This is a genomic window from Burkholderia sp. S171, assembly GCF_009766085.1.
In the GTDB taxonomy this organism is placed as follows: domain Bacteria; phylum Pseudomonadota; class Gammaproteobacteria; order Burkholderiales; family Burkholderiaceae; genus Caballeronia.
Genome location: NZ_LMUF01000019.1, coordinates 45,363 through 69,623 on the forward strand (window position 1 = coordinate 45,363; position 24,261 = coordinate 69,623).

A 24,261-nucleotide genomic window follows, 5' to 3' on the forward strand; every position below is an offset into this window, starting at 1 on the left:
CGGCACGCTCAATACATGCTCAATACGTGCTCAGTGAGCCTCTTCCCAGTTATTACCCACGCCGACTTCCGCCACCAGCGGCACCTTCAGTTTGGCCACGCCGCACATCAACTCCGGCAGGCGCTTGCGGACTTCGGACAACTCGGCTTCGGGCACTTCGAGCACGAGTTCATCGTGGACCTGCATGATCATCTTGCTTTCAATCTTCGATGCTTCCAGCCAGTCCTGCACCGCGACCATGGAAAGCTTGATCAGGTCGGCGGCCGTGCCTTGCATCGGCGCATTGATTGCCGCGCGCTCGGCGCCTTGCCGGCGCGGTCCGCTGCCGCCGTTGATCTCGGGCAGCCACAAGCGTCGTCCGAACACGGTCTCGACGAAACCATCGCGCTTCGCCTTCGTGCGCGTTTCGTCCATGTAGCTGGCGACACCCGGATAGCGCTGAAAATATTTATCGATATACAGCTTCGCCGCATCGCGCGAAATGCCGATATTCGATGCCAATCCGAACGCGCTCATGCCATAGATCAAGCCGAAGTTGATCACCTTCGCGATGCGCCGCTGGTCGTTCGACACCTCGATAGGGGTGACGCCGAAAATCTCCGAGGCAGTCGCCCGATGCACGTCTTCGCCCTCGGCGAACGAGCGCATGAGCGACGGATCGCCGGAGATATGCGCCATGATTCGCAACTCGATCTGCGAGTAATCCGCCGACACGATCTTGCTGCCCGGCGGCGCGATAAACGCCTCGCGAATCCGCCGTCCTTCGGCGGTCCGCACCGGGATGTTCTGCAAGTTCGGTTCATTCGACGAGAGCCGCCCCGTCACTGCCACGGCCTGCGCATAGTTCGTATGCACGCGGCCGGTCCTGGCATTGACCATGCGCGGCAGCTTGTCGGTGTAAGTAGACTTCAGCTTCGACAAGCCGCGATGTTCAAGCAAAATCTTCGGCAGCGGATAGTCTTCAGCGAGCTTCTGCAGCACTTCTTCGTCAGTGGAAGGCGCACCGCTCGGCGTCTTTTTGACCACCGGCAATTGCAGCTTCTCGAAGAAAATCTGGCCGATCTGTTTCGGCGAACCCAGGTTGAATTCGCCGCCCGCGAGCATGTACGCCTCGGCTTCCAACTGAATCAGGCGCGTGGCGATCTGGCCGCTTTGAACGCGCAGCAATTCGCCGTCGATCAGTACGCCATTGCGCTCCATCTTGCGCAGCACGCGCGATGTCGGCATTTCAATATCGCGGTAAACCTTCAGCAATTGCGCTTCATCGGCGAGTTGGGGATAAAGCGCCTGATGCAACCGCAACGTAATGTCCGCATCTTCCGCTGCGTAGGGCGCGGCCTGCTCCAGCGCCACTTCATCAAAGCCAATCTGCGACGCGCCCTTGCCCGCCACCTCTTCGTACTTGATGGTCTTCGCGCCCAGATGCCGAAGCGCGAGATTGTCCATGTCGTGCGGCCGGTGCGATTCTAAAACATACGATTGCAACAACGTGTCGTGCTCGACACCATTCAGTTCGATGCCGTAATTCGCCAGCACTTGTTCATCGTATTTCAGATGCTGGCCGACCTTCTTCTTCGACGGATCTTCAAGCCACGATTTAAGCTTTTGCAGGACTTCGTCGCGCGGCAATTGCAGCGGCGCGTCCGGCCCGCGATGCGCGACCGGAATATAAGCCGCGTGCCCCGACTCGACCGACACGGACAATCCGACCAGTTGCGCGAGCATGGGGTCGAGCGCAGTCGTTTCGGTATCGAACGAAGTCAGCTCGGCGGCGTTGATGCGCGCGAGCCATTCGTCGAATTGCTCCCACGTCTGGACGGTTTCATAATGCCGCTCAATTTCAGTGGCCGCAGCAGGTGGGGTGTCGACCGGACCTTCCACCGCGTCCGCGATCTCCACTTCTCGCAGCCAGGTCTTGAAACCGTGGCGCGTGAACAGGTCGCGCAATTCGTCGCGGGCCTCGGGCCGCGCCGGAAGCGTTTCCTCGATCGACACGATCTGCTCCGTCAGGTCGCACTCCGTCTGTACGGTAACGAGCTGTTTCGCCATGGGGAGGAAGGTGAGAGCCTTGCGCAGATTGTCTCCCACCGCACCTTTGATTTCTTCCGCATGTGCCACGATGCCATCGAGGGTTTCGTATTGTGCAAGCCATTTCAACGCCGTCTTCGGCCCGCATTTTTCGACACCCGGTACGTTATCGACCGTATCGCCGATGAGCGAGAGATAGTCGACGATCCGCTCCGGCGGCACGCCGAACTTATTCAGCACCCCGGCGCGATCGAGCGTCTCGTTGGACATTGTGTTGATGAGGGTGACATGATTCGTCACAAGCTGCGCCAGATCCTTGTCCCCGGTCGACACGACCACTTTCATGCCGCGCTTTTCGGCGGCAACTGCAAGCGTGCCAATGACGTCGTCGGCCTCCACGCCTTCGATCATCACCAGCGGCCAGCCGAGCGCTCGCACGATCACGTGGATGGGCTCTATCTGTTTAGAGAGGTCCTCGGGCATCGACGCCCGGTTTGCCTTGTAATCTGGATACCAGTCGTCACGAAATGTCTTGCCTTTGGCGTCGAATACGCACGCGCTATACTCTGCGTTGATGTCTTTTCGCAACCGCCGCAGCATGTTGATCATTCCGTACAGCGCGCCGGTTGGACCGCCGTCGGGGCCGCGTAAATCCGGCATGGCGTGGTAGGCCCGATAGAGATAGCTGGATCCGTCGACCAATAGCAGGGTCTTACCTTCAAGATTAAGTTCTTCAGGCATTATGAACAAAAGAAAAGTGATTCCGAGTCTGCGATCGCTCGCAGATCAAGAGCGCGCGACGGCCAAGAAGGCCCGCGCATCGTGGCAGATGTTCACGATTATGGCAGAGTTTATCGAGGCGACGGAGTACCTGTCGGAGATCCGCCCTGCCATCAGCATCTATGGTTCGGCGCGCTTGAAACCGGAGTCGCCGTACTACAAGCTCACCATGGAAATCGCGCAGAAATTCTCTGACGCGGGCTTCGCCGTCATCTCCGGCGGTGGTCCCGGCATCATGGAGGCGGCCAACAAGGGTGCTCACGCGGGAAAGTCGCCGTCGGTGGGGCTGAACATCGAGTTGCCGCACGAGCAGTCGGGCAACCAGTGGCAGGATATCTCGTTGCGTTTCCGGCACTTCTTCACGCGTAAGGTCACGTTCGTGAAGAATTCGGATGCGGTGGTCGTCATGCCGGGCGGTTTCGGTACGCTGGATGAAATGGCGGAAGTGCTGACGCTGATCCAGACCAAGAAGTCGCGGCATGTGCCCATCGTGCTGGTCGGCGCCGAGTTCTGGGAAGGCTTGCTCTCGTGGTTCCGCAACACGCTGATCCCGACTGGCGTGATCAGCGCGAAGGATCTCGACCTGATGCAAGTGATCGACGACCCGGACCAGGTGCTCGAAGCGGTGCTGCAGTTCTATGAAGACCGCGAGACCGCGGAAGAACAGCCGGCCGAAGGCAAGTCGGACGAAGACCGGATGTTCTATCTGTGATGGGTTGATAGCGGATTCGATAACTTCAATAACGTATGCGCTCGATGAGCGGCTCCTTTCGGAGCCGCTTTTTTGCGTTATGGCAAAGCCCTATTGGAATGCAACTTCCGCAAAACCCCGCAACTTCCGGCTATGCAATTTCGATAGCCCGTTCATCCGCAGCAACTCCATCGCCTTGACGCCAATCTGCAAGTGCTGATCCACTTGCGCGCGATAAAACTGGTCCGCCATGCCCGGCAATTTCAATTCGCCGTGCAGAGGTTTATCGGAGACGCAAAGCAAGGTTCCGTAAGGCACGCGAAAACGGAATCCATTGGCCGCAATGGTTGCACTTTCCATATCGAGCGCAATCGCCCGGCTTTGCGACAAACGCTGTACCGGCTCACGGTGATCGCGTAACTCCCAGTTACGGTTATCCACGCTCGCCACGGTTCCCGTGCGCATGACGTGCTTCAGATCAATGCCTTCGAGCTTCGTCACTTGCGCGACCGCTTTCTCCAGCGCAACCTGGACTTCAGCCAAGGCGGGAATCGGAATCCAGAGCGGCAAATCGGCGTCGAGCACATGGTCTTCACGCACGTAACCATGCGCCAATACATAGTCGCCCAGGCGTTGCGTATTCCTCAATCCCGCGCAATGCCCGAGCATGATCCACGCATGCGGACGAAGCACCGCTATATGGTCCGTGATCGTCTTCGCGTTCGACGGTCCGACGCCGATATTGACCATGGTGATGCCGCTGCCATCGGCTCGTTTCAGATGATAGGCGGGCATTTGCGGCAAGCGGGGAGGCGCGACGCCCTGCTGCTCCTCTTGCGAGTCGCCCAGGTTCTCGTTGCCCGTAATCACGTCGCCGGGTTCCACGAACGACGTATATTCGCTTCTATACGCCCGGGTTTCTTCATCGTCCGCGCGTGACATGATCGTGCGTCCGAGCTTCACGAATTCATCGATATAAAACTGGTAGTTCGTGTAGAGCACATAGTTCTGGAAATGCGTAGGCGCAGTCGCGGTGTAATGCTTCAGCCGATGCAAAGAGAAATCCACCCGCGCTGCCGTAAACAACGCGAGCGGATGCGGTTCGCCCGGAGCCGGTTCGTAGGTGCCGTTCACAATGCGGTCGTCGAGCCGCGCGAGATCGGGCATATCGAAGATATTGCGCATGGCGAGCAGCCGGTCGCGATCCAGGTCGCCTTCCAGGTGAATGCCTTCCGCAAACGCGAAGTGAATGGGCACGGGTTGCGCCGACACACCCACCTCAATCCCGACATGATGATTCTTGGTAAGCAGCCGCAATTGCTCGCGATAATAATGACCAAATAAATCAGGCCGCGTGAGCGTGGTTTCGAAAATACCCGGCCCTGCGACAAAGCCATATGAACGGCGTGAATCAATTTGCGTATTCAACTCGGTACGCACGCGCACGAACGGATAACACGCCCGCACGCGATGTGAAAAAGGTTCGTTCTTTCTATAACGCGCGAAAGCGTCGCGCAGGAAAGAGGTGTTGGCTTCGTAGATTGCCGATACCCGCGCGACCGCGGCCACGGGGTCGTCGAAAGATTCCGTGGGGAAGTTGTTGGCAGGCGTGGAATGGCTTGCTTGAGTCCGGTCGTTTGTCATGATCTTCTGCGCTCTTGTGATGAATCGACATTAACACGGAAGAACCACACGCCCATGAACACCCCTCCCGGCGATGCGTTTCTTCAACACGTTCCACCGCGCCAACACGCTTTCAATGAAACCAGCGCAAAATAAGGCTTTTAGGCGGGGTTCAACGTCCCTTTAGCGAGTGCGTTTTGCTAAAATTCGGGCACTCATCTGGAGAAACATCATGAAGCCGCTTCAATCTGTCGCCATCGCGGCCATTCTCGCCGCAGCCAGCATGGGCGCCTACGCGCAATCGGCCGTCGCGACGGATGCTCCTCCGGCGCACGTCATGTCGCCTGAAGAGAATGCCGGGCTGCCGGACCTGAAGGCCATCAACCGGCCCGCCGCACAGGTTACGTCGAAGGTCGAAATTTCGCCGCCGCGCCTGCCGAGCTATCACGAAGAGAGCACGAACGGCACCGAAATCACGGAATACCGCGACAAAGGCAAACCCGTCGAAATCAACGTGCGCTCGAATTTCGGCACGCGTTATCAGATGAGCGCGCCTGCCGACACGTCACCGACCGTCCGCGATAACGGCAAGCCCAGCACGCGCCTGCCATCGTGGAACCTGACGTACTGAGCGTTAATTGAAGGGTTGTTGAGCGCTCAGCAACCTGTGACCTCTGCCCGTTTCATCCGCTGAGCCCTGCGCCGCGCCGCCGTATTTCGGCAACGCAACGCGTGACTGACGCGCCCGTCGGTCATCCTGCAAGTTCAACCTCACCGACGCTCTCCCGCATGGCCGTATTCACCGCTGTCACCGATTCCCAGCTCACCGACTGGCTGCAACACTACGAACTCGGCGAAGCCGTCGATTTCCGTGGCATTGCATCCGGCATCGAGAACAGCAACTTCTTCCTGACGACCACGCGCGGCGCGTATGTGCTGACGATCTTCGAGAACCTCACGGCCACGCAATTGCCGTTTTATCTCGATTTGATGCGCCATCTGGCGTCGCACGCCGTGCCGGTACCCGACCCCATGCAACGTCGCGACGGCACGCTTTTCGGCACGCTGAACGGCAAGCCGGCGGCGATCGTGACGAAGCTGGACGGCGCTCCGGAACTGGCGCCGGGGCCGCTCCATTGCATCGAAGTGGGCCGGATGCTGGCGCGGCTTCATTTGGCGGGCCGGGATTTCCCCACGCATCAACCGAATTTGCGCAGCCTCGCGTGGTGGCAGGAGAACGTGCCCGCCGTGCTATCGCATTTGAGCGACGCACAGCGCACGCTGATCAACGGCGAACTCGCCCATCAGGCGGCGTTTTTTGCATCGGACGAGTATCGGGCGCTACCCGAAGGCCCGTGCCATTGCGACCTGTTCCGCGACAACGTGCTGTTCGCCCATCCAACAGCCGATGAAACGCGGCTCGGCGGGTTCTTCGACTTCTATTTCGCCGGCAACGACAAATGGCTCTTCGATGTCGCCGTGTGCGTGAACGACTGGTGCGTCGATCTGGCAAGCGGCGCGCTGGATATCGCCCGGGTCGACGCGTTGTTGCGTGCCTATCAGACCGTTCGGCCGTTCACGCCGGCTGAAGCGCATCACTGGAACGACATGCTGCGCGCCGGCGCGCTGCGCTTCTGGGTATCGCGTCTTTATGATTTTTACCGGCCACGCGAAGCTGAGATGCTAAAACCGCACGATCCCGGCCATTTCGAACGCATTTTGCGCGAGCGCATCAAAGTTGCGCCTCCTCCCGTTCACGGTAATTAATCAATGCAATTGATCGAAGTCCCCGCTAAAACCGGTTATGTGTGGTTCCGCCAGGGTATCTGGCTGTTTCGCCGGAATCCGCTCGCGTTTCTCACGGTGTTCTTCGCCTATCTGTTTGCCATGACGCTGATCTCGCGGCTGCCGCTGATCGGTCCGGTGCTGCCGCTGCTGCTGATTCCGGGCGTGGCCGTGGGGTTCATGGCGGCTTGCCGCAATACCATCGCGAAGAAACCGGTCTGGCCGACGGTGCTCATCGACGGCTTTCGTGCTTACGGACAGATCGTCGCGCGCCGCCTGCTCGTGCTCGGCGTGATCTATGTCGTTGCGATGGGCCTGATCTTCGCCGCGTCCGCGCTGGTCGATGACGGCCTGCTGCTCAACATGATGCTCGGCAACGGTCCGGCCGGTGATCCGGAAACCGTGGCGGCAAGTTTCAACCCGCTTGCGGTGCTGGTCGCCATGGTCTGCTATCTGCCAGTCGCCATGCTGTTCTGGTTCGCGCCTATTTTGGTCGCTTGGCACGACGTGCCGCCGGTGAAAGCGCTGTTTTTCAGCTTTGTCAGCTGCTGGCGCAATCGCGGCGCATTTGTGATTTACGGCGTGTTGTGGATTGGTATTGCGCTCGCCGTGTCCTTCGGACTCAGCGCGTTGATGCAGGTGCTTGGCGCGGCACAGGAAATGGCGCTCGCGGTGCTGATGCCGGCGTCCATCCTTGTGACAACCGCGTTGTACTGCTCGTTTTACGCGACGTATCGCGGCTGTTTCGGCGTGCAATCGGAAGATTCACCTGATATCCCGGATCCGTCCCAACCGCCGGTGTGAGTCTTCCCGGATGAACGAATCCCGATGATCGAACGTCGATGACCGCCCAGTCATCGACGTTTTGTTTTGTGGTGTGCTGCGAAGTTGGGGTTTGCCGTTTCCTTCGTACGCTAAATATTTGCGTACACTAACGCTATATCCGTTTTCAGCGTATTCATGCGCGACCGCCATGACCTCTGCCCCGCAATTCCCGCTCGAACTCGACGCCCAGCTTTGCTTCGCGCTGTACTCGACTTCACTCGCGATGACCAAGACGTACAAACCGCTGCTGGATAAAGTCGGACTGACCTATCCGCAGTACCTGACCATGCTAGTCCTGTGGCAAAGCGACGACCTGACCGTCAAGCAGATGGCCGAACGGCTGAGCCTCGATTCGGCCACCATGACACCGCTGCTCAAGCGTCTCGAAGCGCAAGGGTACGTCAAGCGCGTGCGCGGCATTGAAGACGAGCGGCAAGTGCATATCCACCTGACCGATGCCGGCCGTGAACTGAAAAACGCTATCCGCGATATTCCCGGCGAGATCTACTGTGCAGCCGGATCAGACGCCGACCGGCTTATCAAGTTGCGCGACGACCTGATGCGTCTGCGTGCATCGCTGATCGAATACAACGAAGCCTAAAAAACCCGATAGTCACAATCAATTGCTCGCATGTCCATTTAATTTGCACACTAATGATTAGTGCGATATATTTATTCCTGTTGGCACCGCGTTACCGGACTTAAACCTGCAGTACCCTATTTCTGCCGCCGAGCGGCAACCATTAAACAGGAGAACATCATGAGCATCCTTTACACAGCAACTGCAACGAGCACGGGTGGCCGCGACGGCCGGGCAGTATCGTCTGATGAAAACCTGGATGTGAAATTGAGCGCGCCGAAGGAATTGGGCGGCTCGGGCGCTGCCGGCACGAACCCGGAGCAACTGTTTGCCGCTGGCTATTCGGCCTGTTTCCTGAGCGCGATGAAGTTTGTTGCCGGTCAGCAAAAGAAGACCATTCCCGCCGACACGACCGTCACCGCCGACGTGGGCGTGGGCCCGAACGACAAGGGTGGCTTTGCACTGGACGTTGAATTGCGGGTTTCTTTGCCGGGACTGGACGTGGCGGAAGCCCAAACGCTGGTAGAGACGGCTCACCAAGTGTGCCCGTACTCGAACGCGACGCGCGGTAACGTCGACGTACGCGTCAAGTTGGTCTGAGCCCAGAGCGTGGCGCGCTGGTGCGGTGAAAAGCCCGCGCCTGCCGCTCCAGCAAAGCTTCAGCAACCGCCAGACGCAAAAATGCCGGCCTTCGTGGCCGGCATTTTTTTGCTTCGACAACGCCGTTTTCAGCGTGACGAATCCTGCTTGTCCTTCTTCCGACTATCGAATTACCGCCGCCGGAATTACTGTGCGAGCCACGAGGGATGACGCGACGTGGCGCGACGATCCAACTTCTGCATGCGGTATTCGAGGTCGTAAATGTCAGTGGCTTCGGCCAGATAAGCGTCGTTGCGCTCCTTGTCACGCTGGTCGGCGGATTTGGTCAGGAACAGGAAGAGGCGGCTGAGCAGATACATGGTGAACCTCGCTTAAATGATTAGGGTAATTACCTAGTGCTTGATCGAAGTATAGGGTAATCCCTAAGCAAATGCTAGCGCTCAAAAAAGAATCTCATTGATACGAAAGACTTTTTTACAACACTTGGCGCTAAACCAGCGTCTCGTCACGTACCGCCGATTGCACGCGGCGTTGGTACTTGAAGAATTCCCAGAGCATGGCCGATGCGTCCGGTCCCTTGGACGAATGGAACTGAACGGTGTCGTCACCGCCGCTCCAGGCATGGCCCAACCCGCGCACGATGCAGGTCTTGATAACGCGTCGGCCGCCTTTTACATAGTCCGTCACCGTGCCGTCGGCTTGAATTTCCTCGCGGCGTTCGCCGTTGCGCCAGGCGCCGTTAGCATCGATGAAACGGTTCAGGCGCAGGAATTCAGTTGTCAGTTGCTCTGCATTGGTCTTCGATACGACCGAATCCAGCTCGCCGTGCACGATGATGGCCGGCATGCCAGGGTAATCGGCGACGTCGACCGCGGCGTCGATCAAGCCGACAGGGTCGCTGCGACTGCCGCGCCGCATGGCGTCCATGGCACCGATCGCGGAGTTTGCGTCGCCGAAAACCACGCCTGAGTGCAATCCAACAGCCGCGAACACCGACGGATATTTAACGGCGAGCATGGCTGCGAGCCCCGCACCGGCCGACATACCGGCCAGATAGATACGTTCGGGGTCGAAATGATGACGCGCGACAACCTCGCGCACCAGGGAAACGACCGCCGTAGCCTCGCCTCCGCCTGAATTGGCGGAATCTTCGTACCAGTGCCAGCAGCGGTGAACGTGCGCCGTTTTCGATTGCTCGGGATACAGCACGGCAAATCCGAAACGGTCCGCGAGCAAATTGATGCGCGTGCCCTGCGCAAACTCTTCAGCCGATTGCTGGCAGCCGTGCATCATCACGACGAGCGGCATGTCCACGAGAGATGCGCCGGTGGGGAGATACAGCGCGTACGCCAGGTGATTAACGAACCGGCCCGCTGTTGGCGCCGCCGAATGGAACGACCGGCTCCACTTGCCCGACGCCCATGCGGAGGCACGCGGCCTGACCCGCGACTCGCGCGCAACGCGCGGTTTGGCCGGGATCTTGGGTTTCACCGCGCTCGGTCTGGCTACCTTGGGTTTGGCCACCTTGGCACGAACAGGCTGCGCCGGAGCGCGTGCTTTCGGCGCTCGGGGCGGAGCGATCTGAGTCGCTACAAGGCGTTTCAAGCCTCGTAGCCAGAGTTTTGTCAGGCTTTTTGGCATCGAATTAAGGGTCCGCACAGAAGAATTGGATCGTCAAACCCTTCTGGGAACGACGAATGTTGTGCAGTGCACAATAGCATCTATTCCGGCACCGTGCGCGCACCACTGAATTTCACATTGCGTCACGTTGCAGTCATGAAGCCGGTTGATGCGGTACGTTGCAGCAATTTTGATTCGATCCGTTGTTATTTTTAGACTCCCTCTAAAAAATTGAGAGGGCCAGTTGGCAGGTATACTGTCGGCTTTCCCCCGCTCTGCAGAATCAATCTTCATGCCTGACTTGCCGCATTCGCTTTGGCTCTCCATTACTTCGCTCGGCAGCGTCGGCGTCATGATTCCGCTCGCGCTCGCGGTGGCCGCGTGGCTGGCGCTTGGATATCCCTGGCGTTACGCCGCGTGCTGGCTTGCTGTGCTCGGCGCTGCCAGCGGACTCGTGGCGTTGACGAAGATCGCGTTCATGGGATGGGGCGTCGGGGTGCGTGACCTGGATTTCACCGGCATCAGCGGTCATGCCATGGTGTCGTCGGCGGTATTGCCGGTGGCGTTATTTGTCGCGTGTTTGCCGGGACGTCGGTGGGTGCGCGCGCTCGGAGTGTCGGCGGGGGTGCTGATCGGAATCGTGGTCGGCGTGTCGCGGATCTTGCTGAATGCCCATTCGGTGTCGGAAGTGGTGACAGGATGCGGGCTCGGCGCGCTCGCCGCGCTGGTGTTCGTGGCGTTCGCCTGGCGCGCGGAACCCGGCAAACTGTCGGGGGCGCCGGTTGCGGTGAGTCTCGCGCTGGTGGCTATCACGCTGCATGGGGTTTCGGTGCCAACGCAGCGCTGGATCACGGATATCGCCCTGCATTTGTCCGGCCGCGAGCAACCTTATATTCGCGCTCGATGGAAAGCGGGTCGCTATGACAAGCCGGTTGCACATCCGGCACAACGTATCGATGTGCGGTTTTCGGGGACGTCGGAATCGTAGGGGGCTTTCGCTCGTTGAACGGGTGCCAGGCCGATGCCCGCTTCAAGGTTCAATGCAACCGAGCACCCGCCAAACAGTGGAAATGAACCGCCTATCGTTATAACCCCAATTATATTACGATACGCTTTCCATTTCCTTCGACCTGTCCATCGTGTTCAATCTCAAACGCTCGCTGATCGTCGCTGTCTTCGCCTTCACGCTGCAATCCGCCGCCCACGCCGATGAAATCGTCGTGTCCGCCGCGGCAAGCCTGACCAATGCGTTCAAAGCCATCGGCGATGCCTATGAGAAACAGCATCCCGGCACCAAAGTCCTGATGAACTTCGGCGCCTCCGATGTATTGATGCAGCAAATCGTGAAGGGCGCACCGGCCGATGTGTTCGCCTCAGCCGATAAGAAAGCCATGGACAAGGCCATCGACGAAAAGGTTATCGTCACGGACTCGCGCCGCGACTTTGCCGCCAACTCGCTCGTCCTGATCGTGCCGAAAGACAGCATGTTTGCGCCCGCCAGCGTCAAGGACCTCACGGCCGCCAGCGTGAAACGCGTGGCTTACGGCGATCCGGCATCGGTGCCGGTCGGCCGCTATACCGAAGGCGCGTTGAAGGAAGCGGGCGTATGGGACGCGGTCAGCGCCAAGGGCGTGCTCGCGGCCAACGTGCGTCAAAGCCTGGACTACGTGGCGCGCGGCGAAGTGGACGCCGGCTTCGTATTCAGCACCGACGCCGCCGTGATGCCGGATCGCGTGAAAGTGGCGCTGAGCGTGCCGACACAAACATCGATTACCTACCCTATCGCTCAAGTTGCGCAGAGCAAACACGCCGCCGATGCCCAGCAGTTCATCGCGTACGTGTTGTCACCGGACGGGCAGAAAACGCTCGCGCAATTCGGCTTCAAACCGCCGGTGAAATAACGCTGCTTATAACGTAGAACCACCGAACGAAGACCATGGACCAGGCGTGGATCCCACTGCTGTTGTCGCTCAAAGTAGCGGGATGGGCGACAGCAATCGATGTCGTGCTCGGCGTCGCGGTGGCATTCGGTTTGTCGCGCTGGCGTTCGTCGGCGCGTGAGCTTGTCGACTCGTTGCTGACGCTGCCGCTGGTCATGCCACCCACCGTGCTCGGTTATTACCTGCTCGTGCTGCTAGGCCGACGCGGCGTGATCGGGGCATGGCTCGACAAGTTCGACATCCAGTTGGTGTTCACCTGGCAAGGCGCGGTGATCGCGTCCGCCGTGGTCGCATTTCCGCTCGTGCTGAAGTCGGCGCGTACTGCGTTTGAAACTGTCGATCCACAATTCGAACGCGCCGCACGCACACTTGGCGTCAGTGAAGCCGCTGTGTTCTTCCGCGTGACGCTCCCGCTCGCCGCACGCGGCATCCTGGCCGGCGCGCTGCTCGCATTTGCGCGGGCATTGGGTGAATTCGGTGCCACGCTGATGATCGCGGGGAACTTGCCCGGCAGGACGCAAACGCTCTCGGTCGCCGTCTATGCCGCAGTCCAGGCCGGCGACGACGGCACCGCGAACATCCTCGTGATCGTCACCTCGGTTACGTGCGTGGTCATCCTGCTCGCAGCCGGACGGCTGCTGCCGCAGCGCTCCACGGCGTCGGTGCGCTGAAGATGACCGCCATGACCGCTCTCACCGTCCGCCTGCGCAAGCATTTCATCACGCCCGAGCGCGATTTCATGCTCGATATCGCGTTTCGTTCAAGCAGTCAGCGCATCGTGCTGTTCGGGCCATCGGGTGCGGGCAAAAGCCTGACGCTGCAAACCATCGCTGGTCTGATCACGCCGGACGAGGGCGAGATCGTCCTGAACGGAACAACGTTGCTGGATACGGCCAACGCAATCGACCTGAGCCCGCAAGCGCGTCGGATCGCGTATCTGTTTCAGGACTACGCGCTGTTTCCGCACTTGAACGTGCGCCAGAACATCGCCTTTGGGCTCAAACGCGGCTGGTGGAATCCATCGAAACACGTGGCGCACGCCGATGTCGACTACTGGCTGAATGCGTTCGATCTGATGCAGGTTGCGCGGCAGTTTCCGGCGCAATTATCGGGTGGGCAAAAGCAACGTGTTGCGCTGGCGCGTGCGCTGGTTCCGCATCCGCAATTGCTGCTGCTCGACGAGCCTTTTTCAGCGCTCGACATGACCTTGCGCCAGCGCATGCGCCAGGAACTGGCTGACCTTCAAAGCCGCCTGGATATTCCGATGGTGCTCATCACGCACGATCCCGACGACGTCGCCATGTTCGGCGATCAGGTCGTGAGTTTGCGCGAAGGCATCGTGCAACCAGACGATGCCCTCAACACCCTCAGTCCGTCACGCCAAGAATCACGCTCGACGCCTTGAACGCGGCGATGGCAGCCCGACCTTGCGCGAGGCCGAGCGCCGTCACGCTCTCGTTGGTGATGATGGCCGTGACGGTAGTGGCGTCGTCGAGTGCCAGAGAAACCTCCGCATTCACCGCGCCCGGCGTCACGCTCGACACCTTGCCGCGCAACTGGTTTCGCGCCGAGATCCGCATGGGCGCAGCGGATTCATTGCCTTCATCGACCATCAGCATCACCCATGACGCCTTCACGAGCGCGAACGCCTCAACGCCTTCCTTGAGACCGAGCGACTCGGTACTTTCGTGCGTGACCACAGCGACAATCGATTGGCCACCGGACAACGTCAGCTCGACCTCGTGGTTAACAGAACCGCGCGTGACTTTCCGAACCGTGCCAAACAGCTGGTTGCGTGCGCTGGTTTTCATGCCGATCCTTCCAATGAGCCGCCAGTCCTGCGCGAAACCTTCAATGGCCGCGCCCGCGCGCGCCAGAAACGCCTGATGCTCCCGTTCGATCATCCGATAGGTATCGATCAGTCTCAGCGCCTTCGCCGTCAGCGTGGTCCCGCCGCCGCCCTTCCCACCCGTGGCACGCACGACGAGCGAGGTGCCGGCGAGGTTGTTCATGGTGTCGATGGCGTCCCACGCCGCCTTATAACTCATGCCGACGGCCTTCGCCGCGCCCGTGATCGACCCGGTCTGCTGGATGGCCGCGAGCAACGCGATGCGCGCCGCGCCGCCGAGCGTGGCCGCGCCGCTGCGGAACCAGACTGATCCGTCTACTTCGATAGCATCGTGCGGTGTACTACAGGATTCTTCGGTCATGGGGCGAACGCCGAGCAGAGTGATAAGAGAGTGCGACGATTATATCGATGCATGCATTCACTTGATCCGCGGTGGTTTTATCTTGCGCAGAATGCGTTCGCCTTCCATCGCGCTCATCCGTTGCGCGTTGACGGCGAAGCCCTTCGCCAAACCCTTCTGGAAATCGCCAGCTTCTTTCAGATCGGCCAGGCGTTGCGCAGCGACGGCGGCATCGTTGCCATCGCCCAGGACACTTTGCAGATTCCCCAATGCCTCTTCAACTTGCTTGCGCGTTTTCCGGGTCAGCAGCGAGCGGAAAAATTCGAGCGCGTAACGCAAGCGCTTGGCATGTATCCGCACTTTGTGCCGCGTGCGGGCATCGAGCGTGGTGAGATCCGGCGCACGTTCGATCTTCCGATAATGCTTCGTGATGCGCTTCTGCGCATACGCGGCGAGTGTCTGGTCCGCTTGGTCCGGGGGCGCTTCAAGCGTGCCGAACCACTCGACAAACGACAGCGCGAGCCGAGCGTAGCGCGGGGAATTCATTGCGTCTTGCAGGCGTTGGCGTGCAGCGATGCGGTCGCTCTCGGCGGCGAGTTGCGTTGGTTTCCACGCGTCCTTGTGCTGAGGGTCATCTGACGCCGCGTAGGCAGCAAGCGTGGTGTCGGTGAAGACGTCCCAATCGCGGGCATCGCCTAGCAAATCGCCGAACCATTTCATATCGGGTGCGACACGGGTAGTCCACGTGTTGTCGATCCATTCGGGGAAAAGCTTGAGCGCCGTCTTCAAGCGGCGCTGCGCGACACGCAATTGATGCACATGCTCCACCTCGAGCCCGCTGCGCGACGCAGCGTCGTTGCCGAACCACTGCGCCGCAACTGACTGGCCGATCGCGACGAAAGCATCGGTCGGACTCGCGTCTTTCGGCAACTTCAGCTTGTTGGCCTTGACCGGCTCGCGCAAGGAGCTGTCGATAACAATCGGCACGATCAGGAACGGCAGCGTCTCTGCAATCTCATGCGCGGTCGCGAACAGCGCCTCGCGTGCGTCGGGGGCAGCCGTCAGCGTCAGCATGGCCGGGCGATCCGGGTCAAGCTGCAGCGTGGCGCGCACGTGCACCCCGGTATCCATCTCACCGGGCGTATCCCACTCGACGATCGCCGTCTCGGTGGCCTCACTCAATGTAAAGCTGGCATCGCCGAGCAGGGTCTTCAGATCGCTCAGCACTGCCTCCGACTTGATCCAGCCATGCAGCGTGTCAAACGGCCCCGCCTCGGTTTCGATCCGCCGGATCAGCGGCCAGTCACGGTGCATTGCCACGAAAACCCGATGGTCATCATGCGTCTCGATCCCGACTTCCCACTCGGTCAGATTCGAAGCCAGATTCGTCCCGGCTTTTTGTGATCGCAGCACGAAATCCGTCCGGCGCGCCGTAGCGAAACGGCTCAGTCGCGCCAGCGCTTCGTCCGGCGGACCGTTCAGCGCATCCAAAGAAACCATCCTCAACTCGACGAGTTGCAACATAACTTCCCCATCATGAGCGGGTGTCCTTGCCGGGCAGCAAGTCGCCACGCCGCACCTTCAGATCAGACGAATTTCAATTCTTTCACGTGTCATCAAAACGCCATAAACCGTGTGCAAACATGGTCGGCGCCATGCCAGAAGCAACGCCTTTCAGTGTTTCCTTACGCCTGAATCCCCTTACGTTACACGCGCAGCCTCTAGCTCAAAGGACGTTCCATGCCTGACCTGACTCTCCCCGACAGCAACGACAGCAACGGACCCCGCTCGCTCGGACGACGGCTGAGCATGCCGATATTCCTTGTCGTGATCGGCGTTGGCATTATCTATTGCGTGACGCACCTGATGCACGATCTGGAGTCGGTCCAACAGTCTTCAATACTGCCGTACCTCCTGCTCGGCGTCGCCTTGATGATCGCGCTTGGGTTCGAATTCGTAAATGGTTTCCACGATACGGCAAACGCCGTCGCCACCGTCATCTATACGCATTCGCTCGCGCCGAACCTCGCCGTCGTCTGGTCGGGTGCATGGAATTTTCTCGGCGTGCTGGTATCGAGCGGTGCCGTGGCGTTCGGCATCCTGCAACTGCTGCCGGTGGAACTGATCCTTGGCGTGGGGACATCGCAGGGTTTCGCGATGGTCTTCGCCTTGCTGATCGCCGCGATCATCTGGAACCTCGGCACCTGGGCGCTCGGCATTCCTTCATCGAGCTCCCATACGCTGATTGGCTCGGTGATCGGCGTCGGCCTGATGAACCAGATGATGCACGGGCCGTCGGGAACATCGGGCGTCGACTGGGGCCAGGCGCTCGCGGTCGGCAAATCGCTGCTGTTCTCGCCGCTGGTCGGCTTCGTCCTGGCGGGCTTGCTGCTCTACGTGATGAAGCTCGTGGTGCGCGTTCCCGCGCTCTATAAAGAGCCGAAGAAAAACACGCCGCCGCCGTTCTGGATTCGCTGCCTGTTGATCCTGACCTGCACGGGCGTGTCGTTCGCGCACGGTTCGAATGACGGCCAGAAAGGCATGGGCCTCATCATGCTGATCCTGATCGGCACCGTGCCGACCGCCTATGCGCTGAACAAGGCCGTTACGCCCGCTGAGACGCAGACCTTCCTGTCGGTCGGCCATCACGCGTCCGAAGTGCTTGGCAAGTACACCAACGGCGCCGCGCCCGTCGCCGACCCGCGCGCAACGGTGCAGCACTATGTGCAGACCAAGACGGTCGAGCCGGACACCGTGGTCGCGCTCAAGCAGCTCACCGATATCATCGACGGACAAGTCGGGCCGTCTTCGTCGATGGCGACCGTGCCGCAAAATATTGTGAATAACGTGCGCAACAACATGTATGTGGCCTCCGAAGCGCTGCGCCTGATGGACAAGCAAAACGCCCCCAGTTTTGCCGCCGATGACGCCGCCGTGCTCAAGAACTTCAAAGGCCAGCTCGACCATTCGACCAAGTTCATTCCGACGTGGGTGAAAGTGGCCGTGGCGGTGGCGCTCGGTTTGGGCACCATGGTTGGCTGGAAGCGGATCGTGGTGACGGTCGGTGAGCGGATCGGCAAGACCCATTTAACATACGGGCAAGGGGCGTCGGCGGAACTCGTCGCCATGTTGACCATTGGCGCGGCGGACGTCTACGGCTTGCCGGTCAGTACGACTCACGTGCTGTCGTCGGGCGTGGCCGGGACCATGGCGGCAAACGGTTCCGGGCTGCAATGGCGCACGGTGCGCAGCCTCGCGCTTGCCTGGATCTTGACCTTGCCCGTTTCGATCGCACTCGCGGCAGGATTGTTCTGGGTGTTCCGCGGGTTGTTCTAAGTGCGGGTCTTCAACGCCGAGCATAGGTAGCCAGTGCGGGCTATTCCAAACGCGGTTTAGCCCGCTGCACGTTAGCCTCACGTTAAAGCGCGAGCGATTTTTTCAAATCGCTCGCGCTTGCAGAATTTGCCGATAGCCACCGGCTGGTTCCCTCCTCCGGCCACCCTCCTGACGCAGCGTTCATCCCACGTGTAGGCACAGCGCTTGCTCAATGAAAGCGGCAATCGCGAGGGTATTGGCGCTGCGGACACGTAACCTGAAGCAATCCGCCGATACTCACGCCGCACCAAACGCGGCATCGCCATTCACTCTTCAGCAGACTTTAATAACTAAGGAGAAGTGGAATGATCGGAACAATCTTGCTTGTCGTGTTGGTCCTGCTGTTGCTCGGCGCTTTCCCCTCATGGCCGCACAGCCGTAGCTGGGGGTATGGCCCAAGCGGGATCCTGGGCGTGGTCGTGATCATCGTGATCGTGCTGCTGCTCATGGGACGAATCTAGCGTGGCAGTCGGACCAGTGTGTCAGCCGCTCGGCCTGTGGTCCGGCGCTGGCTCGAAACCGGAGGCGCTTTGAGCGTAGCTGCGCCTTAACAGAATGCTCTAAACCGATGTGTTATCGCCCGCCAGAAGGAGAGCATCCCTCATGGCGGGCGGTTTTCAATTGGCCGTTTTACTTGGCCGATTTTCATTAGCCGCTGGCAGCTCATCAATATCCGCCAATCAAGGAGTACACATTTCATGGACCTCCACTTGGAAGGGAAACTCGCACTCGTCTCGGGATCGACGAAGGGCATTGGCCTCGCCATTGCCACCGGACTGGCGCGTGAAGGCGCGCGCGTGATCGTGAACGGGCGCAAGCAAACATCCGTAGATGAAGCCCTGGCAAAACTACGTGCCCAAGTGTCCGGCGCGAACGCGGAAGGTTTCGCCGGTGATCTCTCCGACGCCAGCCAGATCGATGCGCTGGTTACGCGCTATCCGGCCGTCGACATTCTGGTGAACAACCTGGGTATCTTCGATCCAAAGCCGTTCGAGGAAATTCCGGACGACGAATGGCTGCGTTTCTTCGATACCAACGTGATGTCCGGCGTACGCTTGGCGCGCGCCTATCTGCCGAAGATGAAAGCGAAGAACTGGGGCCGTGTGGTGTTCATCAGCAGCGAGAGCGGCATTCAGATTCCCGTCGAAATGATTCATTACGGCGTGACGAAAACGGCGCAACTGGGATTGTCCCGTGGCCTTGCCGAACATTGTGCAGGCACGGGCGTAACGGTGAACGCGGTATTACCCGGTCCGACGCATTCCGATGGTCTCGACGAAATGGCCGCGAAGGGCATGGGCAACAAGTCGTTCGCGGAGTTCGAGAAAGGCTTCTTCGAAACCGAACGACCGAGTTCGCTGCTCAAGCGATTTGCCACGACGGAGGAAGTAGCAAATATGGTGGTGTATGTGTGCTCGGAAGCGTCGTCGGCTACAAATGGCGCTGCGCTGCGAGTGGACGGCGGCGTTGTGCGGTCTGCTTTTTAGGCGATGGGCGCCGCGCAAGCGCAATCACACGCGCAATACACGTCCGTCCGGCCCGATGAGCGGCGGCAGGCGCGGTGTTGAGTCCGTGCCTTTGGGCGCCGTTTTTGCGTGTCCCGGGTTCGCCGGGGCAGAGGTGAGCGCCGGGGGCGCGAGGTTGGTTTTATCGGCGACTTGCTTGACGGCCGGGCCGCTCTTGCGCTTCTTCTTTACCTGCGCGGACTGCACCCCACGCGGCTTGGCCTTCGATTTATGCATCTGCGCTTCGGGCGGATTCCAGACTTCGACGTACCGCTGAGCGGCGACCGCTGCGAGCGAGCCCAAACCCATGAATGCGGCCAGGACCACAAGCACGACGTTCGAAGAAAATGTGGATAAAGCAGATCTCACAACAAGTGCTCCAGAGTGTTCAGTGTCCGCCAGCGCGCGAAAGTATAGCGTCCAGCGAGCGCTGCGATGTGTCGAGTTCAAGCAACGCGCTGTCCAGCCGTTGCAGCGCCAACGCGACCGTGCAGCCGTCCGCGTTCAGTTCCGGTTCGCTGCGCGTAGCGTCAAAAGCAGCCGATACCGCGCGCGTAGCCTGCACGTATCGCACGAGCGCAGCGGCTTCAGCAGAAGAATGACTGTTCATGTTTCGTGTCCATGCATAAGCATTCACCTGTATGAATATACAGTAATGGCGCACGACCGAAAAGGATTCGTGCGGCGATGAGCAGTGTGCACGTAAACCCGTCTGGTTTTAAGTTGCACTTAATTGTCTGAGGGCACATTACAAACGCGAGCTTTTATCGCCGTCACCAATGGCGGCTTTTGAATCAAGGCTTTCACCGCGAGGACACGTCATGGCCGCCAGCGCATCGTTTCAGAACATCAAGTCCACGATGAAAACCGATCACGCCCTGCCGCTGCACGAATGCCGGCTTTCCGAGGCCGTGGAAAGGCCGTGGGGCAAGCCATATCGAATGGTCGAATGGGCGCGCAAAAGCGATCCCTGCAGTCAGTTGAGCGTCGTGCCGGCAGAGTTCACCACCTCCGAGATTGCGGAAGTATTGCGCGCCCACGTTTCGGGGCGGCGCTACGGTCCCACGGACTCGGACGGAACGGTCCAGGAATGACCACGCTTCCGAGTGCGAATTAAACACCAGCAGCGGCGCTTTTGGCCGCTGCGCAACGGAAAAGGCGGATAAAAACGGGATAAAGACGGACGCAGCGTTCGACGCGGCTCCGGGTTATAGTTAAAACTTGATATAGTCCACAAATGGACTAATATGTGAATCAAGTTCTTAACGAGACTTATCTATGCCACGCGCTCAACGCGTCCCGCGCCCCATTCCGCCGCCACAGCCTTCCATAGCGGACATGTCCGCAGCGGGCTTGCGTGCGTTTTTCAATATCGCGCGCGACTGGACCTTGTCGGCCGATGAGCAGATTGTTTTGCTCGGCTCGCCCGGGCGGTCCACGTTCTTCAAGTGGAAAGCCACGCCGCAGACGGCGCGTCTCGGGCGCGACACGCTAGAGCGGCTCTCGCTGATTCTCGGCATTTACAAGGCCCTTCAGATCCTGTTGCCGCAAGCCGAAGCCGCCGATGGCTGGATCAAGCGCGCAAATACCGCGCCACCATTTGGCGGACGGCGTGCCCTCGACCGCATGCTCGCGGGCAACGTGAGCGATCTTGTGGCGGTTCGCCAATATCTCGATGCGATGCGAGGCGGCTGGGCGTGAGCGATCTATCCAATTTGCCGCAAGCCGAAAACGACTGGCATGCTGAGTGGCCGCACACCGACCTCAACTGGTCGCCAGCCTATCGGGTGATTCCCACGCGTTTTCCCGCCGTGAACCTGTTCGATCGGGTTGCGTCACCCCAGGATTTCGATGCCCTTTACGCGCTCGAGGCCATGACCAATGACCGCCTGCGTACGGAAGTGGGCGACCTGGATCTGGTGCCGCTCGCCGAGCGCCAGTTCGGCGCGGGTTACGGCCCGATCATGGCCGCCTTCACCCATCTGAACCCGAACGGCAGCCGTTTCTCCGATGGCAGCTACGGCGTGTTTTATTGCGCACGCGACCGGCGCACGGCGATTGAGGAGACCCGTTATCACTCGGCGCTGTTCCTCGCGGATACGAAACAAGCGCCGCTGCGTCAGCAGATGCGGCTCTACACGGTATTGGCGCAGGGCGATGTCATCGATCTATGCAAGGGTCGACTGGAACAAGCCGCGCTCGATCCCGCGATTCTTTCGCCATCCAGTTACGTCGCGGGCCAAGCGATGGGACGGGCTGCACGGGAAGCGGGCGCACCGGGGATCGCGTATCCGTCGGTGCGGGACCACGGCGGCGAATGCCTCGCCGCTTTCCGCACTACCCTGCTGCGCGATTGCCATCACGCCGCGTACCTGGAATACGAGTGGAATGGCGAGGCCGTGACCAACGTCTTCGAAATGAGCAAGGTCGGTTAAGCCGGACGTCTCAACTCGCTGATCGAACTAACTGATAGCCACCGCCGTCGACGACCGTACGCGCGCGATCTTCTTGGTCGCAGGACGTGCGGCCGTCGACGCGGTTTTTGATGCGCTTTTCGATGCAGCGCGTTTTGACACCATCGCCAGCGATTCCGTCCTGACGTCTTTCGACGAGTTCTTTAGCGCAGCCGCTTTCGCCTTTTGACTGGACTTGGCGAGCAGCCGGGCGAGCCGTGGATCCGCGCCATTCGCCTGACTCTTGCGACCTCGGGCTGCTTCGCGAGCGCGGCGCTTTGCGTCTTTCTCCAGAAAAATAGCGAGCACAGCTTCGTCGGTTTTCAGGCCGGATCGGCGGGAAGGCGGCAGTTCATCGGCAAGCTCACCGGCTTCGAACGCTTCGATCACCGCCGGATGGACATAACATTTGCGGCACACGGCCGGTGTGTTGCGCAATATCTTCGATACTTCCTTGATCGTGCCGACCACATGCTTGCGCGCTTCGGTCACGGTTTCCCACGCAAGCTTGCGCAACGCCGCCAGGGCGAACACGCTGCCGGCCCATGTCCGGTAGTCCTTAGCAGTAAAGTCGGCGCCGGTGATGTCGTGAAGGTAGTCGTTGATATCGGAGGAACTGACCGTGTGGCGTTCGCCGCTCGCATCGAGGTACTGGAACAAGTCGTGGCCCGGCAGGTCCATGCAGCGTTTTATGATCCTGGCAATGCGCGGGTCGCTCACCGAGACATCGTGTTCGATCCCGCTCTTGCCGCGGAACTGGAAGCGCAGCGTGCCCGATTTGACGCTCAGGTGTTTCTTGCGCAGCGTGGTGAGTCCATACGATTTATTGTCGCGCGCGTATTCTTCGCTGCCTACGCGAATCAGCGTGGTGTCGAGGAGCCTGACCACTGTGGCCAAGACCTTGTCGCGGGGCATGCCGTCGAGTTCGAGGTCCCGGGTGACGCGTGCACGCAGTTTTGGTAGTACGGCGCTGAACGCCAGCATCCGTTCGTACTTGGTTGCGTCGCGGGTTTCGCGCCAATGCGGGTGATATCGATATTGCTTGCGGCCGCGGGCATCGCGGCCGGTAGCTTGCAGATACCCGCGTGAGTCGGGGCAAATCCAGACGTCGGTATAAGCAGGCGGGATGGCGAGTGCGTTGATCCGCTTGATGTCGGCGTCGTCAGAGAGGGGATTGCCCTGGGTATTGAAGTAGACGAAGGCGCCGTTTTTCCACGCCCGCGTGTAGCCGGGGCGGGCGTCATCGACGTAGCGCAAACCTGGGGGCAGGTCTTCCGGACAGCCCTTGATCTCGCTCTGCGGTTGTGGGTCCAGGGTTGATGTCACTGCGTGCCTCGCTTGGATCTCGCTCGATTAGCCGGGATTCAAGCAAAGCCCATACCTACGGCTCTATCAACCTACGGTAATGCCAGCTCTTTTGCCCCTTCCGCACTCGCCCAACCCTGCTTGACCGACCAGCGCTGCTCCGTGCCGGCCTCGACAATCGTGAGACGCCCGTCGTCGGTATAAGCACCCGTGTCGATAAAAATCTGCGACCCGATCTGCTTGATCGCCTTCATGGGCGTGTGCCCGCAATAGGTCGGCGATAACCCCCGCTGCCATGCAGCCTTCGCTGTTCCCAGCGCAAGCGAGCGTCCCCACAGCATCTGCTGGCGGACATCGTCGGGAAAATACGCGACTTCCAGATCAGCGTCGCTGCCAAAAAACTCGGCATGCAGCACGTTGAACCGCGTCGGACCGTCACCCACAATTCGCACCAAAGGAACGCTCGCCAGCTTCGCGGCAATCCCCTGCAATTGATCGTCGGTCAGGTTCGCCGCCCACGCTCCGCCAATTGAATACCACACATGGCGCTGCATCTTGCCCGCCGCGACCGCGCACAACGCGTCTTCGTGATTGCCAAGCACAGGGTAGAACCAGGGTTTGTCGAGCAGGTCGATACCGCCAAGCGAATCACTGCCGCGATCGACCAGATCGCCGACGGAAAACAGGCGATCACGCGATCCGTCGAAACCAATTTCGCTGAGCAGATAACGCAGGGCGTCGACGCAGCCATGCAGATCGCCGACCACAAGGTCACGACCAACTTTGTTCGCCGGATGCCAGCAAACGACAGGATGAGTAGAAGCAGTCATAGCAGCAATTTTAAGCTTACAAAACACAGGGTTACGCGCACCAACCCGCTTACCAGCAATTAACAGCCCACATTCTGGAACGGCCAATACCAATGCGCAATACGTCCATCTGAGCGCGGCAATAATTGCCGC

General features: G+C 59.9%; 26 protein-coding genes. 16 read left to right on the top strand and 10 right to left on the bottom strand.

From position 1 onward, the window contains the following. Positions 1-30: 30 nt before the first annotated feature. A complete protein-coding gene (polA, locus tag GSQ93_RS11140) occupies positions 31-2,769 on the bottom strand; it encodes a DNA polymerase I (RefSeq protein WP_158935708.1) in 2,739 nt (912 codons plus the stop codon). 1 nt (position 2,770) lies between these two features. On the opposite strand from polA, the gene GSQ93_RS11145 reads away from it, so the two are divergent. Continuing rightward, the gene (locus tag GSQ93_RS11145; protein WP_089160369.1) at positions 2,771-3,520 is read left to right on the top strand and encodes a TIGR00730 family Rossman fold protein; all 750 of its coding nucleotides are present in this window, start codon (positions 2,771-2,773) and stop codon (positions 3,518-3,520) included. A 90-nt stretch (positions 3,521-3,610) separates the two neighbouring features. On the opposite strand, the gene GSQ93_RS11150 is transcribed toward GSQ93_RS11145, so the two are convergent. Further along, complete coding sequence (locus GSQ93_RS11150) at positions 3,611-5,143, bottom strand: AMP nucleosidase (RefSeq protein WP_158935709.1); 1,533 nt, start codon at positions 5,141-5,143, stop codon at positions 3,611-3,613. Between the two features lie 211 nt (positions 5,144-5,354). On the opposite strand from GSQ93_RS11150, the gene GSQ93_RS11155 reads away from it, so the two are divergent. The 5 genes from GSQ93_RS11155 (at position 5,355) to GSQ93_RS11175 (ending at position 8,912) form a co-directional block, all read left to right on the top strand. Then, positions 5,355-5,753 (top strand): hypothetical protein, encoded by a 399-nt coding sequence (locus tag GSQ93_RS11155; protein WP_158935710.1) that lies wholly within the window; start codon positions 5,355-5,357, stop codon positions 5,751-5,753. Positions 5,754-5,911: 158 nt separating this feature from the next. Next, entirely contained in the window at positions 5,912-6,889 is a 978-nt protein-coding gene (locus GSQ93_RS11160) for a homoserine kinase (protein ID WP_158935711.1), read from the top strand. A 3-nt stretch (positions 6,890-6,892) separates the two neighbouring features. After that, positions 6,893-7,711 (top strand): BPSS1780 family membrane protein, encoded by an 819-nt coding sequence (locus GSQ93_RS11165; RefSeq protein WP_158935712.1) that lies wholly within the window; start codon positions 6,893-6,895, stop codon positions 7,709-7,711. 169 nt (positions 7,712-7,880) lie between these two features. Then, positions 7,881-8,333: a MarR family winged helix-turn-helix transcriptional regulator gene (locus GSQ93_RS11170; RefSeq protein ID WP_158935713.1), complete on the top strand. Its 453-nt coding sequence runs from the start codon at positions 7,881-7,883 to the stop codon at positions 8,331-8,333. Between the two features lie 159 nt (positions 8,334-8,492). Further along, positions 8,493-8,912, top strand: a complete 420-nt coding sequence (locus GSQ93_RS11175) for an organic hydroperoxide resistance protein (protein WP_158935714.1) — start codon at positions 8,493-8,495, stop codon at positions 8,910-8,912. A 185-nt stretch (positions 8,913-9,097) separates the two neighbouring features. Here GSQ93_RS11175 and GSQ93_RS11180 read toward each other — a convergent pair whose 3' ends face one another. Further along, positions 9,098-9,271 carry a DUF3563 family protein gene (locus GSQ93_RS11180; protein ID WP_089160376.1) on the bottom strand — a complete coding sequence of 58 codons (174 nt, stop codon included), beginning with the start codon at positions 9,269-9,271 and terminating at the stop codon, positions 9,098-9,100. Positions 9,272-9,401: 130 nt separating this feature from the next. Next, a complete protein-coding gene (locus tag GSQ93_RS11185; protein ID WP_158935715.1) occupies positions 9,402-10,553 on the bottom strand; it encodes a PHB depolymerase family esterase in 1,152 nt (383 codons plus the stop codon). Positions 10,554-10,824: 271 nt separating this feature from the next. Here GSQ93_RS11185 and GSQ93_RS11190 point away from each other — a divergent pair, with 271 nt between their 5' ends. The 4 genes from GSQ93_RS11190 to GSQ93_RS11205 all read left to right on the top strand — a co-directional run bounded on the left by GSQ93_RS11190 (position 10,825) and on the right by GSQ93_RS11205 (position 13,877). Beyond that, positions 10,825-11,520, top strand: a complete 696-nt coding sequence (locus GSQ93_RS11190; RefSeq protein ID WP_158935716.1) for a phosphatase PAP2 family protein — start codon at positions 10,825-10,827, stop codon at positions 11,518-11,520. A gap of 151 nt (positions 11,521-11,671) precedes the next feature. Next, entirely contained in the window at positions 11,672-12,433 is a 762-nt protein-coding gene (gene modA / locus GSQ93_RS11195; RefSeq protein ID WP_254073839.1) for a molybdate ABC transporter substrate-binding protein, read from the top strand. 35 nt (positions 12,434-12,468) lie between these two features. Beyond that, entirely contained in the window at positions 12,469-13,143 is a 675-nt protein-coding gene (modB, locus tag GSQ93_RS11200) for a molybdate ABC transporter permease subunit (protein ID WP_158935717.1), read from the top strand. Positions 13,144-13,154: 11 nt separating this feature from the next. Continuing rightward, on the top strand, positions 13,155-13,877 hold the full coding sequence (locus GSQ93_RS11205) for an ATP-binding cassette domain-containing protein (protein WP_158935718.1): 723 nt from the start codon (positions 13,155-13,157) through the stop codon (positions 13,875-13,877). Here GSQ93_RS11205 and GSQ93_RS11210 read toward each other — a convergent pair. Both GSQ93_RS11210 and GSQ93_RS11215 read right to left on the bottom strand, forming a co-directional pair. Beyond that, complete coding sequence (locus GSQ93_RS11210) at positions 13,840-14,682, bottom strand: TOBE domain-containing protein (RefSeq protein ID WP_158935719.1); 843 nt, start codon at positions 14,680-14,682, stop codon at positions 13,840-13,842. The genes GSQ93_RS11205 and GSQ93_RS11210 overlap by 38 nt on opposite strands. A gap of 57 nt (positions 14,683-14,739) precedes the next feature. After that, on the bottom strand, positions 14,740-16,161 hold the full coding sequence (locus tag GSQ93_RS11215) for a CHAD domain-containing protein (protein WP_158935720.1): 1,422 nt from the start codon (positions 16,159-16,161) through the stop codon (positions 14,740-14,742). A 240-nt stretch (positions 16,162-16,401) separates the two neighbouring features. On the opposite strand from GSQ93_RS11215, the gene GSQ93_RS11220 reads away from it, so the two are divergent. The 3 genes from GSQ93_RS11220 to GSQ93_RS11230 all read left to right on the top strand — a co-directional run bounded on the left by GSQ93_RS11220 (position 16,402) and on the right by GSQ93_RS11230 (position 19,523). Continuing rightward, a complete protein-coding gene (locus GSQ93_RS11220) occupies positions 16,402-17,997 on the top strand; it encodes an inorganic phosphate transporter (RefSeq protein WP_158935721.1) in 1,596 nt (531 codons plus the stop codon). Positions 17,998-18,341: 344 nt separating this feature from the next. Beyond that, positions 18,342-18,497 carry a DUF3309 family protein gene (locus tag GSQ93_RS11225; protein WP_158935722.1) on the top strand — a complete coding sequence of 52 codons (156 nt, stop codon included), beginning with the start codon at positions 18,342-18,344 and terminating at the stop codon, positions 18,495-18,497. Positions 18,498-18,734: 237 nt separating this feature from the next. Further along, positions 18,735-19,523: an SDR family NAD(P)-dependent oxidoreductase gene (locus GSQ93_RS11230; protein WP_158935723.1), complete on the top strand. Its 789-nt coding sequence runs from the start codon at positions 18,735-18,737 to the stop codon at positions 19,521-19,523. Positions 19,524-19,547: 24 nt separating this feature from the next. On the opposite strand, the gene GSQ93_RS11235 is transcribed toward GSQ93_RS11230, so the two are convergent. Both GSQ93_RS11235 and GSQ93_RS11240 read right to left on the bottom strand, forming a co-directional pair. After that, positions 19,548-19,910 (bottom strand): hypothetical protein, encoded by a 363-nt coding sequence (locus GSQ93_RS11235; RefSeq protein ID WP_158935724.1) that lies wholly within the window; start codon positions 19,908-19,910, stop codon positions 19,548-19,550. Positions 19,911-19,929: 19 nt separating this feature from the next. Then, complete coding sequence (locus tag GSQ93_RS11240) at positions 19,930-20,151, bottom strand: hypothetical protein (RefSeq protein ID WP_158935725.1); 222 nt, start codon at positions 20,149-20,151, stop codon at positions 19,930-19,932. Positions 20,152-20,362: 211 nt separating this feature from the next. Here GSQ93_RS11240 and GSQ93_RS11245 point away from each other — a divergent pair, with 211 nt between their 5' ends. From GSQ93_RS11245 to GSQ93_RS11255, 3 genes are all read left to right on the top strand, one after another. Further along, on the top strand, positions 20,363-20,635 hold the full coding sequence (locus tag GSQ93_RS11245) for a DUF2866 domain-containing protein (protein ID WP_158935726.1): 273 nt from the start codon (positions 20,363-20,365) through the stop codon (positions 20,633-20,635). A gap of 184 nt (positions 20,636-20,819) precedes the next feature. After that, the gene (locus GSQ93_RS11250) at positions 20,820-21,242 is read left to right on the top strand and encodes an MbcA/ParS/Xre antitoxin family protein (RefSeq protein ID WP_158935727.1); all 423 of its coding nucleotides are present in this window, start codon (positions 20,820-20,822) and stop codon (positions 21,240-21,242) included. Positions 21,243-21,256: 14 nt separating this feature from the next. Next, a complete protein-coding gene (locus tag GSQ93_RS11255) occupies positions 21,257-21,976 on the top strand; it encodes an RES family NAD+ phosphorylase (protein ID WP_158935739.1) in 720 nt (239 codons plus the stop codon). A gap of 27 nt (positions 21,977-22,003) precedes the next feature. On the opposite strand, the gene GSQ93_RS11260 is transcribed toward GSQ93_RS11255, so the two are convergent. Continuing rightward, positions 22,004-23,320 carry a DNA topoisomerase IB gene (locus GSQ93_RS11260; protein ID WP_254073840.1) on the bottom strand — a complete coding sequence of 439 codons (1,317 nt, stop codon included), beginning with the start codon at positions 23,318-23,320 and terminating at the stop codon, positions 22,004-22,006. A 71-nt stretch (positions 23,321-23,391) separates the two neighbouring features. After that, entirely contained in the window at positions 23,392-24,129 is a 738-nt protein-coding gene (locus GSQ93_RS11265; protein ID WP_158935728.1) for a metallophosphoesterase, read from the bottom strand. Between the last annotated feature and the right edge of the window lie 132 nt (positions 24,130-24,261).

Coding starts and splice junctions, on each gene's coding strand:
- GSQ93_RS11175 (WP_158935714.1), top strand. CDS start 8,493: ATGAGCATCCTTTACACAGCAACTGCAACGAGCACGGGTGGCCGCGAC.
- GSQ93_RS11240 (WP_158935725.1), bottom strand. CDS start 20,151: ATGAACAGTCATTCTTCTGCTGAAGCCGCTGCGCTCGTGCGATACGTG.
- GSQ93_RS11170 (WP_158935713.1), top strand. CDS start 7,881: ATGACCTCTGCCCCGCAATTCCCGCTCGAACTCGACGCCCAGCTTTGC.
- GSQ93_RS11190 (WP_158935716.1), top strand. CDS start 10,825: ATGCCTGACTTGCCGCATTCGCTTTGGCTCTCCATTACTTCGCTCGGC.
- modB (WP_158935717.1), top strand. CDS start 12,469: ATGGACCAGGCGTGGATCCCACTGCTGTTGTCGCTCAAAGTAGCGGGA.
- GSQ93_RS11150 (WP_158935709.1), bottom strand. CDS start 5,143: ATGACAAACGACCGGACTCAAGCAAGCCATTCCACGCCTGCCAACAAC.
- GSQ93_RS11245 (WP_158935726.1), top strand. CDS start 20,363: ATGGCCGCCAGCGCATCGTTTCAGAACATCAAGTCCACGATGAAAACC.
- GSQ93_RS11155 (WP_158935710.1), top strand. CDS start 5,355: ATGAAGCCGCTTCAATCTGTCGCCATCGCGGCCATTCTCGCCGCAGCC.
- GSQ93_RS11230 (WP_158935723.1), top strand. CDS start 18,735: ATGGACCTCCACTTGGAAGGGAAACTCGCACTCGTCTCGGGATCGACG.
- GSQ93_RS11210 (WP_158935719.1), bottom strand. CDS start 14,682: ATGACCGAAGAATCCTGTAGTACACCGCACGATGCTATCGAAGTAGAC.
- GSQ93_RS11180 (WP_089160376.1), bottom strand. CDS start 9,271: ATGTATCTGCTCAGCCGCCTCTTCCTGTTCCTGACCAAATCCGCCGAC.
- GSQ93_RS11215 (WP_158935720.1), bottom strand. CDS start 16,161: ATGGTTTCTTTGGATGCGCTGAACGGTCCGCCGGACGAAGCGCTGGCG.
- GSQ93_RS11225 (WP_158935722.1), top strand. CDS start 18,342: ATGATCGGAACAATCTTGCTTGTCGTGTTGGTCCTGCTGTTGCTCGGC.
- GSQ93_RS11265 (WP_158935728.1), bottom strand. CDS start 24,129: ATGACTGCTTCTACTCATCCTGTCGTTTGCTGGCATCCGGCGAACAAA.
- GSQ93_RS11220 (WP_158935721.1), top strand. CDS start 16,402: ATGCCTGACCTGACTCTCCCCGACAGCAACGACAGCAACGGACCCCGC.
- GSQ93_RS11145 (WP_089160369.1), top strand. CDS start 2,771: ATGAACAAAAGAAAAGTGATTCCGAGTCTGCGATCGCTCGCAGATCAA.
- GSQ93_RS11250 (WP_158935727.1), top strand. CDS start 20,820: ATGCCACGCGCTCAACGCGTCCCGCGCCCCATTCCGCCGCCACAGCCT.
- GSQ93_RS11185 (WP_158935715.1), bottom strand. CDS start 10,553: ATGCCAAAAAGCCTGACAAAACTCTGGCTACGAGGCTTGAAACGCCTT.
- GSQ93_RS11165 (WP_158935712.1), top strand. CDS start 6,893: ATGCAATTGATCGAAGTCCCCGCTAAAACCGGTTATGTGTGGTTCCGC.
- GSQ93_RS11205 (WP_158935718.1), top strand. CDS start 13,155: ATGACCGCTCTCACCGTCCGCCTGCGCAAGCATTTCATCACGCCCGAG.
- GSQ93_RS11160 (WP_158935711.1), top strand. CDS start 5,912: ATGGCCGTATTCACCGCTGTCACCGATTCCCAGCTCACCGACTGGCTG.
- polA (WP_158935708.1), bottom strand. CDS start 2,769: ATGCCTGAAGAACTTAATCTTGAAGGTAAGACCCTGCTATTGGTCGAC.